Raw genomic sequence first — 12,710 nt, forward strand, 5'->3', positions numbered from 1 at the left:
CACACCATCACGCTGGAGGATCGCAACCTGCCGGTGATCGCCCAGCGGCGTCTGCTGCAACCCTTGAACGCCTCCGCCCAGGCCCGGATCGAGGAGTCCTTCGCGCAGACGCAGACGATGCGCGAGGAGGCCTTCAACCTGCTGCTGACCAGCAACGGCGACCGGGAGATGTTCCGCGCGCTCTATCCCTTCAGCCCGGCCCTGGTGCAGGCGCTGGTGGCGCTTTCCTCGGCACTGCAGCGCGAGCGCACGGCGCTCAAGGTGATGCTGATGCTGCTGGTGGAACAGCGCGAGACCCTATTGCTGGGAAGCGTCATCCCGGTCGGCGACCTCTATGATGTCATTGCCTCCGAGGCCGAGCCCTTCTCCGAGCAGATGCGGCAGCATTTCGACAACGCCAAGCTGTTGTTCGAGCGCAAGTTGATCCCGGTCCTGGAGCAGGAGCACCAGTTCACCGGTCAGGCGCTCCAGGAGCTGCCGCCCAACGATGCCAAACGGCAGGCATTCAATAATGATCTGCGCCTGCTGAAGACCCTGGTGCTGGCCGCACTGGTCCCCGAGGTGGAGAGCTTCAAGCAGCTCACCGCGACCAAGCTCGCGGCCCTGAATCACGGCACCATCCGCTCGCCCATCCCCGGCCAAGAGGCCCGGACGGTGCTGCAGAAGTGCCGCAAATGGGCGGGGCAGGTGGGTGAGATCAAGATCTCCGACGACCCCAATCCCACCATCGGCGTGCAGCTCTCGGGCGTGGATACCGAGAGCATCATCGAACAGGCGCGCATCAACGACAACGACGGCAACCGCCGGCGCCTGGTCAAGGAGATGGTCTTCGACGCCTTCGGCATCCGCGACGACACGCAGCTCTTCGTCGAGCACGAGTGGCTGTGGCGCGGGACGCGTCGGCGCGTGGAGGTGCTGTTCCAGAACATCCGCGAAATGACCGACGACAGTCTGTTCGAGTCGCGCGACGACCAATGGAAGGTCATCATCGACTTTCCCTTCGACACCGGGAACTACTCACCGACCGACGATCAGGCGCGCGTGCGGGACTTCGAGGCCGCGGGAGGACAGGCGCGGACGATCTGCTGGCTGCCCTATTTCCTGAGCCAGAGTGCGCAGAAGAACCTCGAAAAACTGGTCGTACTGGAAGCCATCCTCAAGAGCGAGGACAGCTTCAACAGCTACAGCGGTCATTTGAGCCCGCAGGATCGCGTGAGCGCGCGGACCTTGCTCGACAATCAGCGCAGCCAGTTGCGTCAGCAGATGAAGGACGTCCTGATCGGCGCCTATGGGGTGGCCGCGGCGCTGCCTGGTTCGCTCGACCACAGCGATCTGCTGGAATCGCAGCTCATGTCGCTGCAGCCGGGGTTTACCCCACGCCCCCCGCAGGGCACCACCATGGCGAAGGCCTTCGAGCAATTGCTCGGGCAGGCCTTGACCGCTCAGTACCCGGATCACCCCGAATTCGACGGCGAAGTCCGCCCAGCGGATCTGGGCCGGGTGTTCACCGAGCTGTGTCGCGCCATCCATGCGCCGCACGGGCGCATCGACGTCGACGGCCCGCTGCGCCCGCTGATGCGCCAGATCGCCCAGCCCCTGAGGCTTGGCGAGATGCACGAACGTCACTTTATCTTCAAGGAGGACTGGCCGCAGCAACTGAACCGCGAGCTGGCGAGGGTGGGCGGGGACGTGACGGTGCGGGCGCTACGCGAGGCGATGGACCAGCCGCGCCCGCGGGGCTTGCCGTTGGTCGTGCAGAATTTGCTGATCCGGGTCTTCGCCGAGCAGGGACAGTACGCCTTCACCTTCCACGGCGGTCCGTACGACGATGTCACCTTGAAGGACATCCGTGACGAACTGGTGCTGATCAAGCAGGATCTGGCGGAGCCGGAGCAGTGGAAGCGGGCCTTGGATCACGCCGGCGCCGTCTTCGGCCTTACGACCAGTCCGCTGCGTACGGCGAGCAATCAGAACGCGCTGCAGCGGGACGTGCGCGACGCGGTCGTTACCTACCTGGAGCCCTGTCGTGCGCTGCTGGCCGATCTGACCGACCAGCTCGGCGCCTTGGGTCTTGCAGCGAACGGCCATCGACTCGCCAATGCCGGCCTCGCCGTGCAGTTGCTGGAACAGTTGCAGACGCGGGAGGGACCCGCCTTGGTCGACGCCCTGGCGGGCATGACGCCGGTCACCAGCCTGCCGGCGCTCGCCCGCAGCATCGTCGCGGCAACGCGGGTGAGTCACGCCATCGCGGACAACAACTGGACCTTGTTGGAGGCCGTCTGGGGCGATGGCGAGGGCGTGCGGATCAAGCGTGCCGTGGCAGACGCATTGGCGGCGGACGAGCTGGTGACATCGCTCGCCGATGCGCTCAAGCAGGCCCAGGCGGACGCGACACGGCTGATCCAGCGCCCGCCGGTGGTCGATCCCCCGATCAAGCCGCCACCGAAGCCGCCCTTAATACCCAAGGGTAAGACGGTGCTGAAGCAAGACAGCCGCCAAGGTCTGGAGGTCGATGAAGCCCGCCGTGTGCTCAAGGAGATCGAGCCACTGTTGCGCGACGGTGTGATCCTGGACATCAGTTACCAGGTTTTGGGTGAGATGGATGGCTGACGATGCTGATGCCCAGCTCTGGGTCTCGGGTGAACGCTTTTTTCTCGAAGGGGGTGAGCGTTGCCCCAGCCGATCGACGGGTGTATAAACACATAAACACCGATTTACGAGCAGACCCCTGATGACACGCTGGAACGTGGCCGTCTCCGACGAAACCGATCAAGCCCTGCGCCTGTTCCTCGCCAGCCGTGGCGGTGGGCGTAAGGGCGATCTGTCGCACTTTATCGAGGAAGCGGTGCAGGCGCATATCCTGGAGCTGAGCGCCGAGGAGGCCAAGGCCGCCAACGCGAGCATCGTTGAGCAGGACATTGATGCCATGGTCGATGAGGCCCTGACCTGGGCCAAACGCTAAGTCATGCGCGTGGTGCTGGACACCAACATCCTGTTCAGCGCACTGATCTCACCCCATGGTCCACCGGAAAGCATCTATCGGGCGTGGCGGGCCGCGCGCTTCACCCTGGTGACCTCGCGCGTGCAGTTGGAAGAGATCCGCCGTGCCAGTCGCTATCCCAAATTGCAGGCCGTGCTGCAGCCTGCAAAAGTGGGGGTGATGATCAACAACCTGCAGCGCGCCTTGGTGCTCGAGGCGTTACCTGACGGCTTCGAGACCGATGACCCGGACGATGCCTTCCTGCTCGCCATGGCTCAGGCCGGTGAGGCGGATTATCTGGTCACCGGTGACCGCCGTGCCGGCTTGTTGCAGCGCGGATCCCTGGGACGGACGCGGATTCTGACACCGGCCGCCTTTTGTGCCCAAGTGCTGCGACACCACTGAGCGGTCTCATTGAAGATCTCCCGATGACCTCAGCCTTATTGAATCCGCCCATCGCCGAGCACGCCGAACTCCCCAGCGCCGTACTCACCCAGGTGCAGGCGATCCTGACCAAGGATGCCCAGGCCGATCGGATCGCGCTGGTCTGGCCCGAGCCCATCGAGCCGCGCGAGCGGCGACGGCAGTTGTCGGACACGGCGCTGCGGGTCGTCTATTGCCCCTCGGAGCTGGCAATGCGCGAGTTGCTGGTGGCCCACAGGCCCGGGGCCGAGCGGCTGGTGATGCTCTCGCCCTTCGATGAAACGCGTTTGTCCAAGGATGTCCTGGCACGCCTCTGGGGTTGCGAGCCGAAGCGCATCAGCCCCTGGCGCACCCTGGAGCAGTTACTGCGGGTGCGCCAGATCGACCCGCGGCTGACGGCCAAATCCTACCGCTGGATCGCCGAGGCGCTGGTCGACGGTTATGAGCGCTATCGTGGACGGATCGCGTTCGGCGATGTGCTGGATTTCGACAAGGCGTGGCGCGCCCTGGCGTTGGCGCTGCTCGATTTCGCGGGCGAAGCGCCCGATCTGGACGCGCTCCTGGATTGGTCGCGCGCGGCGGGGGTTGACGCGGCGGTCGCAGCACTCCCCGAGACCGTGGTCGCGCACTTGGGCGACTGGCTCGCACCCCGACTGGGCGCCCCGACCGACCTGGTCTTGAGTCTGTGGCGACAAGGGCACGCGGGCGAGATGGTGGCGATTGGCCTGGTCTGCTCGGTGCTGTATCGGGCTGGTCTGACGCCCGACCAGGCCTTGTTTCAGGCCAGGGGACGCTTGCGCGAGCGGGTGGTCGGCGGCGCTCGAATCAGCGACGCGACGCTGGAGGATTATGGCCGGACAACCGTCGGCTACCTCGAACGGCTCCTGGTCGAGCGCCCCTATCGCGCGCTTAATGCTGCGCTTGCGCAAGCCGAGCAACTGCTTGCGAGTCTCGACATGCAGCCGCTGGCAGCCGCGTCCGACCTGCTGCCGGGCGGCTACGGACAGCGGCTCGAACGGCTCGCGCAGGCGCTCAAAGCGGCGCTCGCGGGCCAACCGATCGCGCCCGCACTCGCCGCCCTGGCGGATCTGCGGCAGCATCAACTGGCCAAGGTCCGCACCGAGCAACTGCGCACGGCGGAGTTGGCGGTCCGTGCCTGCCGTTGGCTGAAGACGGAGGAAGTGGAGCGGGGGAGCTTGCTCCAGGAAGTCCAGGACTACGTCGCGAGTGGCGGCTATCTGGACTGGGCGCGCGCGCGTCTCTGGTCGGGCGACGAACACGAGGCCCTGAACCGCGTCTATACGCGGTTGGTCAGTCAGGTCGGCGCGCGGCGCGAGCGTCTGAACGAACGCTTCTCGCACCATCTGCCGGCCATCGCGCGGGGAGACCAGGTCGATGCATCGGTCTTGCCGGTGGAGCGGGCGCTGGATGGCCTGGTCGCCCCCCTGGCGAAGCAGCAGCCGGTGCTGGTCCTGGTGCTCGATGGGATGAGTCATGCCGTCTACCGCGAGCTCGCGGGCGATCTGCTGCACCACGGCTGGGTGGAGCTGCAGCCCGCGGAGCGCACCGCGCCCTGCTGTTTGCTCGCCGCCTTGCCGACGGTCACGCAGATCAGCCGCTTTGCCTTGCTGGCCGGCACGCTGGGCGAGGGCTGCGGTGCCGATGAGAAAAAGGCCTTCGCCGCGCATCCCGCGTTGAAGGCGCTGTCGTCGACGAAGTTCCCGCCCCTGTTGTTTCACAAGAGCGATCTCCAGCAGCCGGGCAGCGGCGCCTTGGCCGACGGGGTACGGGAAATCATCGCGGGCCAAGCGCACAAGGTCGTCGGCGCGGTGATCAACGCGGTCGACGACCAGTTGAGCAGCGGCGCTCAGGTGTCCGTGCGCTGGTCGGTGGCATCGATTGGCGTGCTGCGACAGATCCTGGAGGCCGCCCGGGAATCCAGGAGACTGGTGATCCTCACGAGCGACCATGGCCATGTGCTGGATCACGACATGGCGCTGGTGAAGACGCATGCCGAGACCGAGCGCTTCAAGCCGGCGACCGAGCCAGTCGGGGTCGGCGAGGTGCGGGTCTTGGGCGAGCGCGTGGTACTCCCCGGCAACCAGGTCATCCTGCCCTGGTCCGAGCGGATTCGCTATACGGCGAAGAAGATGGGCTATCACGGCGGCGGCTCGCTCCAGGAGGTGCTGATTCCGTTCGGCGTCTACCGCAATGCCGGCGAGACCGGCCCGCTCGATGGCTGGCAGGAAGTGGCGCGACAAGCGCCCGACTGGTGGGCGCTCGAACCTGTTGCGGAGCCGATGGCGACGGCCGCCGTGGATGCCGTGCCGGCGCCCGCCGCCAGGCGGTCGAAGCGGGATGCGCACACGCTGGACCTCTTCGCCGAGCGGCCCATGCCAAGCCCGGCGCTGGAGCGGGGCGACGCTTGGATCGAGGCCCTGATGGCCTCGCCGGTCTTTGCGCAGATGAAGGCGCGCAGCGGTCGGGTGATGGTGAGCGAGGCGCAGTTGCGGCAACTCCTGGCGCTGCTGTCACAGGCCGGCGGTCAGCAAATGGCCGCCGCCCTGGCGCAGGGCTTGGGTCTCCCCGAGATTCGCCTGAACGGACTCTTGGCGGGCGTGCAGAAGTTGCTCAATGTCGATGGCTATCCGGTCCTGGCGATCGATCGGGTGTCCAAGACGATCCGGCTCGATCTCGCGTCGCTGAAGACCCAGTTCGAGCTATGAGCATCAGCCACCAGCGCCGAGCCGACATCATCGACGCGCTGCGGCGCGGCACGGTGCCGCAATACGGGCTCGATGCGCTCGCGGTGGGGCTCACGCACTTTGAGGCCGCATTCGACGAAGAGCTGACGAAGGTCGCGCGCGGGCGCGGGCAGTTCAAGGCCATCCGCGGTGAGTACGGCAGCGGCAAGACCTTCATCGTGCGTTGGCTGCGTGAGCGCGCGCAACGCATCGGTTTCGCCTGCTCCGAGGTGCAGATCTCCGAGACCGAAACGCCACTGCATCGACTGGAGACGGTCTACCGCCGTCTGATCGAGCGGCTGACCACCGCGGATTCACCAACGGGAGCCTTCCGCAACGTCATCGACGCCTGGTTTTTTGCGTTGGAAGAGGATGTGATCGCACAGGGCGGAGTAGATCCCAACGACCTCCCGGCCCTGATGCAGGCCACTGATGCATTGATGGAGCAGCGCCTTGGTGAGGTGGTGCGTTCGGCGCCGGCCTTTGCGCTGACCCTGCGTGCCTATCGCCGCGCGCTGCTCGAAGGGCACGAGGACATCGCCGACGGCCTCTTGGCCTGGATGGCGGGTCAGCCGAACATCGCTGCCGCCATCAAGCGCTGCGCCAACATCAAAGGGGATATCGACCACTTCGGCGCCCTGAGCTTCCTGCAGGGCGTGCTCACCATCCTCAAGGATTCCGGCCATCCGGGGCTGCTGCTGGTCCTCGATGAGGTGGAGACCCTGCAGCGCATGCGCGGTGACGTGCGCGACAAGAGCTTGAACGCCCTGCGGCAGCTCATGGACGAGATCGACAGTGGGCGCTTTCCGGGACTCTATCTGGTGGTCACCGGGACGCCGCCCTTCTTTGATGGCCCCATGGGGGTGCAGCGACTGCCGCCCCTGGCGCAACGCCTCGCCGTGGATTTCGCGACCGACGCCCGCTTCGACAATCCCCGAGCGGTGCAGATCCGCCTGCGGGGCTTCGACGTCGAAGCCCTCTGCGAGGTGGGTCGCAAGGTGCGGGATCTCTATGCCGCGGGCCGTGCGGAAGGCGGGGCGTCTGAGCGTATCACCCAGGTGGTCGACGATGCGTATATCGCCGCGCTGGCCCAGGCGGTCACCGGGGCCCTGGGCGGCAAGGTCGGAATCGCGCCCCGGGTATTTCTGAAGAAGCTGGTCGGCGAGGTCCTCGACCGGGTCGATCAGTTCGCCGACTTCGACCCGCGCCGGCACTATGCCCTCACCGTCAGCGACCAAGAGCTGACCGCGGTCGAACGCGCGGGCCGCTCGGCCGATCGCGCTGACGACATTGAGTTGGAAATCCCCCCTGGCCCCCCCTTTGAAAAAGGGGGGTTGGGGGGATTCGCGTTCGATCAGTTGCATCCGGCGCTTCAGCACCACATCGTCAATAGCTTAGGCTGGCGGTCACTGCGTCCGCTGCAGGAGGCGACGATCGCGCCGATTCTGCGCGGGGAGCATGCCATCCTCCTGGCGCCCACTGCAGGAGGAAAGACCGAAGCGGCGGTCTTCCCCGTCCTGTCGCGGATGCTGAGCGAGCGCTGGGAGGGCCTCAGCGTCCTCTACATCTGCCCGATCAAGGCGCTGCTCAACAACCTCGAGCCGCGGCTCGCGCACGTTGCGGGGCTGGTCGGGCGGCGCGTCGCACTGTGGCACGGCGACGTCGGCCCGGCGCGCAAGGCCAAGCTCATCGCCGATCCGCCGGACATCCTCCTGACGACACCGGAGTCCCTGGAAGTGACGCTGATCTCCAGGCGAGTCGACCATCAGCGGCTCTTCGCGAATCTGCGCTGCGTCGTTCTCGACGAGGTGCATGCCTTCGCGGGCGACGATCGCGGCTGGCATCTGCTGTATCTGCTTGAGCGGCTCAGCCACATTGCGGGTCGAGACCTGCAGCGGTTGGGACTCTCGGCGACGGTCGGCAACCCGGATCACCTGTGCGACTGGCTCGCGGGGGGCTTGGCCCAACCGTGCAGCGTCATCGATCCGCCGGCGGACACTGGTATGCCTCCGGAAGTCGAACTCGACTGGGTCGGCAATCTGCGCAACGCGGCCTTGGTCATCTCCCGGCTGCATCGCGGGGAGAAGCGCCTGGTCTTCTGCGACAGCCGAGCGCGGGTCGAAGAACTGGCGATCGAGCTGCGTGGGCTCGGTGTGAGCACCTATGTCTCCCATAGCTGCCTCAGCCTGGAGGAGCGACAGGCGGCGGAGGCGGCCTTCAGTCAGGGGCAGAATTGCGTGATCGTCGCGACCAGCACGCTGGAGCTGGGGATCGATGTGGGGGATCTCGATCGGGTCATTCAGATCGATGCCCCGAGCCGGGTGTCGTCCTTCCTGCAGCGGATCGGGCGGACCGGCCGTCGCCCGGGAACCCAGCAGTTCCAAATTTGGGTGGCCGCCGCCAACAGCGTGTCGGCAGCGAGGCCGATGGTGGATGCGCTGCGCTTATCCACCCTACGAAACCGGCTCCGTTAGGGTGGATAAGGCGCGCCGCTCGGTGGCAGGGACTCGGCACGGCGGTCGCGCGCGCCGCATCCACCAGAGGTCCCGCGGTGCCGCCCAAATGTGGAATTGCTGCCGGGAACCGCGCGCAACTGCCTCTTTCTGATCACCAAGGAGGAGGCATTCCTGCCGGCGGCGGCCCTGCTGCTGCTGTGGACCGAAGGCTTTGTCGAGCCGATCGAGCCGCCGCCGTTACCCATGCATCTCTTCGCTCAGCAGATCATGGGCCTCGCCCTCCAGGAGTCCGGGATCACCGCCGCGGACTGGCCGACCTGGCTGGGACGGCTGCCGGGATTGGCGATGCTCGCGCGGGGCGACTTTCAGCGGATTCTCGACTTCATGCTCGAGACGGGGATCCTCCACACCGATCAGGGGCTGCTTGGGATCGGCCGATCGGGTGAGCGTCAATTTGGCGCCAAGCACTTCATGGACCTGTTCTCGGTCTTCGTGAGTCCACCGTCGATCAAGGTCTTTCATGGTCGGCAGGAGATCGGTGAGGTCCCCCAATCGACCTTCATCCTGAAAGAGGAGGGACCAAGGGTCCTGACCCTCGGCGGGCGCGCTTGGGCAACCAAGTACATCGATTGGCCGCGACGCAAGGCTTACGTCGAGCCGACCGAACTGCGCGGCCGCTCGCAATGGCTAAGCGCCGGCCAGCCGTTGCATTTCGCGCTGTGCCAGGCGGTTGCCCGCGTGCTCGCGCGCGAGGCACCACCGGTCGCCTTCTCGCGCCGCGCGTTGGCGCACATGGCGGCGCTGCGCGAGTCATTCGACTGGGTGGAGTCGGGCAAGACCTTCCTCATCGCCGACGCGCACGATCGCCTCGTCTGGTGGACCTTCGCGGGCCGGCTCGTCAATGCCGCGATGGCGCATGCGCTGGCTGGAGAGGCGACCAGGATCATCGCCGATAACCTCGCGATCAGCTTCACCGGCGCGGTGGAACGTGCGTCGCTGGCGACGGCCATCCGCGACAAGGTCTTCGACGCAACCGCCGACATCACCCTGCCGCTCGACGCGGAGTTCATCGCTGAGCTGAAATTCGGGGAATGCTTGCCAGCCGAGCTGAGGGATCGCGAGATTCACGCTCGCTATGACTGTTCCGAAGCGCTTGCGTTGCTTGCGCGCTCGCCCATGGCGGTCGTTCGGCTGATAGAATCCAGCCGAGCAAGCGGTATGACTGACGGCTGACGCCCACCACCAGCGAACGTCAGCTGTGCGTCAGAATACCGTCAGTTTGTCAAGGGAATACACCTAACCTGTTTTTTTGCAATGGTTTTTAAGCTGGCATGTTTTTCGCTTTAACGGGGACGGGAAGACCTTTCCCCTTGGAGAGCCGAAGTGATTCATACGAGCAGAGCCGATAGACCTTGCCTGACGCTGGTGTCTGCGGCACAGGAGTCGCCGGATCAGCCGATCAACCGCATCGATTCACTGCGGTTTCTGCAAGCCATCAGCGCATCTCTGGACTTGGATCAAGTCCTGTCGACACTGGACCGGTTCCTCGAAAAACTAATCGGCCATAGCGGCTGGCAATACCGATATCCCGAACGGGATATCGAGCTTGAGGGCGGACAACATGATCGCAACCAGTTGGAGTATGACTTAACCTCGAGTGGCGAGCGGATCGGCACGTTCTCGCTGACGCGTGGCCGCTGCTTTTCGGAAAACGATCAGGTTCTTACCGAGTCTGTGCTGGGCCTCGCGTCACCGGCGGTGCACAATGCCCTGCGCTATCGGGCCGCGGTGCAACTTGTGGAGCGTGACACCTTGACCGGTCTCGGCAATCGTCACGCCCTCTTTCGACAAGGCGCTCGGTGGCTGGCCGACGCCATTCGCCATGATCGCCGCCTTTCAATGCTGATGTTGGATGTGGATGACTTCAAGCACGTCAACGACACTTTCGGACATCCGGAAGGTGACCGTCTATTGGTTCGTATCGCCGATATCCTGCGTGCCAACACGCGCGCCTCTGATCTTTGTGTCCGCATGGGCGGCGATGAGTTCGCCGTGGTGCTGCCCGGAGCTGATCTCGAACATGCGATGGCTTGCGCGGAGCGCATCCGCCTGGTCATCGCGGCATGCGCAATCGACACACGGAGCGGCGATTCGATCAAGGGCAGTGTGAGTATCGGTGTTGCAGCCTTTAGCTCGGGAATGGATCTGGATGCGCTGTACCATCGGGCTGATGGTGCCCTCTACACCGCCAAACGCGCGGGCTGCAACCAAGTGGTGGCAGGCACCGGCGGGCCTTGATCGTCATTCCGGCCAGCGGCGTGCGTCGTCAGGGCTTCCAGCCCTGACGGTGTCAGGCCAGGATGGCCTGACTACGCACCCAGCGAGCCCAAGTGGCCGGAATAGTTGACACCGACGGCGGGGCGGTGCGGTTGATGTCATATAGCCTTCGCATCTGATATCCAGACAGACATTTGGTGTAGGGGCGGGTTTGAAACCCGCCCCTACGTCCGGTTATCCCGTTCGACCGCTATAGCTTGATATCCAGTTCCACGAAGTTGTGGGGCGCCCAGGGTCCGTTGAAGTCGACGGCGTAGTTGTCGTCGAACGGCTGTGCGGCTTGCATCACGGTCTGTTCGAATCGCTCCAGATCGACGCGCGGCACCAGGCAGGCGAGGTTCATGATCTCCTTTTCCGTGCGACAGTTATTGCGCTTGAGTTCGCGGCAACAGGTTCGCATCACGGCCTCGATCCGGTCGGTCGCGTCCTCGCGCTCCTGCTCCAGCAAGTCGGCAAAGGCGCGCCCGAGGGTGATGGTCTGGTCTTGTGTCAGGGCCGCGCCGTCACGGAAGACGTCGTCGCGCAGCTCCCGCAGATCGGTGTGGGTGGCGACGAAATACTCGAAGATGTTGGGCACGTCCAGGACCAGACGCATCCCCATTTCCACGGCGTCCTCGACCCGCTTGAGCTGGCTGAGGAAGGCGGGTTGGTTGTCCTTGAGGATGCGGGCGATTGCCGTGTCGTCATCGGCCACCAGGCCGAAGGCGGTGGGCAGGGGGGTCACCGTTTGCAGCACCTGCTTGAGAACCCCCTGGTGGGCGGCCAGGTAACGCCGCTGGGGGCGGATGCGCCCGCCGGCCAGATCGCTGACGACCGCGGCGACCCGCCCGTCGCCGATGGTGTAAACCAGGCCCTCGTCAAGCCCGATCGTCCCCAGTTCCTGCCGACCCTGATCGGGGACGATGGCGTAGATGTAGCGCCCGAGCGCCGTGGCTCGCTTGCTCGGTGATGGCATGGTCGGGCCTCTCGCTCAACGGCGGGTTGTCATGGGTGGTGCCTTATCGCCTTCCGACCTGATATCCGGATAGACCTTTGGTGTAGGGGCGGGTTTGAAACCCGCCCCTACATCCGGTTATCACGTCCGATGGCTACTACGCGCTACCCGGAGCTGGGAACCCGCCCCGACGCCACGGTCGATGTCTGGATATCGGTTGCCAAGACTATAGCACGCGTTCGCGCGGCGAAGGGACGGCCTTCGGGCGCCGGGACCGGCCGCTGATGCGTGCAACCACCTCATCGACGGGGGATTCATCCAGTGAGTTGCCGTCGCGGCGGACCTTGGCGACATCCATGTCGAGGATGTCGCGACAGATGTCGCGGAAGAACAGGTTGTCGGCGCGCGGGCTGAGCTTGCAGTTGTGCAGGACGGTCGCGATGGCGATACAGGCGCGCAGGGTCGGGCGATGATGGTTGACACTTTGCTCGCGCAGTTCGCGGACGATGTCAACGACGATGGCCGCTTCGCTGGCCGGCAGTCCGGACTTGGCCTGGGTGACCCGGATCTCGGTCTCCCGGTCATAGTGACTGACTTTCATCGTGATCATGCGGTCCATCAGGGCATCCTGAGTCTTGTGGGTGCCCGCGTATTCTTCCGGATTGGAGGTGAAGATCACCCGAAATTCCGGATGCACCTGGAGATAGCCCGCGCCCTGATGACGCCGGTTCGGCAGGTTCAGGATGCCCTCGCCCAGGATACTGAGAAAGAGGTTGTTGACCTCGGGGCGGGAGCGGTTGAATTCGTCGTAAATCAGCGTCTCGCCGTTGATGCAG

Annotated in this window: 9 protein-coding genes; 7 read left to right on the top strand and 2 right to left on the bottom strand. The window is 65.1% G+C overall.

The annotated features are described in order from the left end of the window. The 7 genes from QZY03_RS18365 to QZY03_RS18395 all read left to right on the top strand — a co-directional run. Nucleotides 1-2,610: phage resistance protein (locus QZY03_RS18365; protein ID WP_295583605.1), on the top strand; the 2,610-nt coding region annotated here is incomplete at its 5' end. 121 nt (nt 2,611-2,731) lie between these two features. Next, entirely contained in the window at nt 2,732-2,962 is a 231-nt protein-coding gene (locus QZY03_RS18370) for a ribbon-helix-helix domain-containing protein (RefSeq protein WP_295583606.1), read from the top strand. Between the two features lie 3 nt (nt 2,963-2,965). Next, nucleotides 2,966-3,385, top strand: a complete 420-nt coding sequence (locus tag QZY03_RS18375) for a putative toxin-antitoxin system toxin component, PIN family (protein ID WP_295583607.1) — start codon at nt 2,966-2,968, stop codon at nt 3,383-3,385. A 23-nt stretch (nt 3,386-3,408) separates the two neighbouring features. Continuing rightward, the gene (pglZ, locus tag QZY03_RS18380; protein WP_295583608.1) at nt 3,409-6,129 is read left to right on the top strand and encodes a BREX-2 system phosphatase PglZ; all 2,721 of its coding nucleotides are present in this window, start codon (nt 3,409-3,411) and stop codon (nt 6,127-6,129) included. Next, nucleotides 6,126-8,621 carry a BREX system ATP-binding protein BrxD gene (gene brxD / locus QZY03_RS18385; protein WP_295583609.1) on the top strand — a complete coding sequence of 832 codons (2,496 nt, stop codon included), beginning with the start codon at nt 6,126-6,128 and terminating at the stop codon, nt 8,619-8,621. Before pglZ ends, brxD begins: the two co-directional genes overlap by 4 nt. Nucleotides 8,622-8,711: 90 nt before the next feature. After that, the gene (locus QZY03_RS18390) at nt 8,712-9,836 is read left to right on the top strand and encodes a hypothetical protein (protein WP_295583610.1); all 1,125 of its coding nucleotides are present in this window, start codon (nt 8,712-8,714) and stop codon (nt 9,834-9,836) included. Nucleotides 9,837-9,986: 150 nt separating this feature from the next. Beyond that, nucleotides 9,987-10,901, top strand: coding sequence for a GGDEF domain-containing protein (locus tag QZY03_RS18395; protein WP_295583611.1), 915 nt, complete (start codon nt 9,987-9,989; stop codon nt 10,899-10,901). A 229-nt stretch (nt 10,902-11,130) separates the two neighbouring features. Here QZY03_RS18395 and QZY03_RS18400 read toward each other — a convergent pair whose 3' ends face one another. Next, on the bottom strand, nt 11,131-11,895 hold the full coding sequence (locus QZY03_RS18400; RefSeq protein WP_295583612.1) for a GvpL/GvpF family gas vesicle protein: 765 nt from the start codon (nt 11,893-11,895) through the stop codon (nt 11,131-11,133). A 205-nt stretch (nt 11,896-12,100) separates the two neighbouring features. Further along, the coding region (locus tag QZY03_RS18405) for an AAA family ATPase (protein WP_295583613.1) at nt 12,101-12,710 on the bottom strand (610 nt) is incomplete at its 5' end.

The sequence above is a fragment of the uncultured Lamprocystis sp. genome (assembly GCF_903933125.1).
Classification (GTDB): domain Bacteria; phylum Pseudomonadota; class Gammaproteobacteria; order Chromatiales; family Chromatiaceae; genus Thiodictyon.

What these genes read in the sequence shown, in the direction of transcription:
- QZY03_RS18370 (WP_295583606.1), top strand. Translation starts at nt 2,732, where the DNA reads ATGACACGCTGGAACGTGGCCGTCTCCGACGAAACCGATCAAGCCCTG.
- QZY03_RS18375 (WP_295583607.1), top strand. Translation starts at nt 2,966, where the DNA reads ATGCGCGTGGTGCTGGACACCAACATCCTGTTCAGCGCACTGATCTCA.
- pglZ (WP_295583608.1), top strand. Translation starts at nt 3,409, where the DNA reads ATGACCTCAGCCTTATTGAATCCGCCCATCGCCGAGCACGCCGAACTC.
- brxD (WP_295583609.1), top strand. Translation starts at nt 6,126, where the DNA reads ATGAGCATCAGCCACCAGCGCCGAGCCGACATCATCGACGCGCTGCGG.
- QZY03_RS18400 (WP_295583612.1), bottom strand. Translation starts at nt 11,895, where the DNA reads ATGCCATCACCGAGCAAGCGAGCCACGGCGCTCGGGCGCTACATCTAC.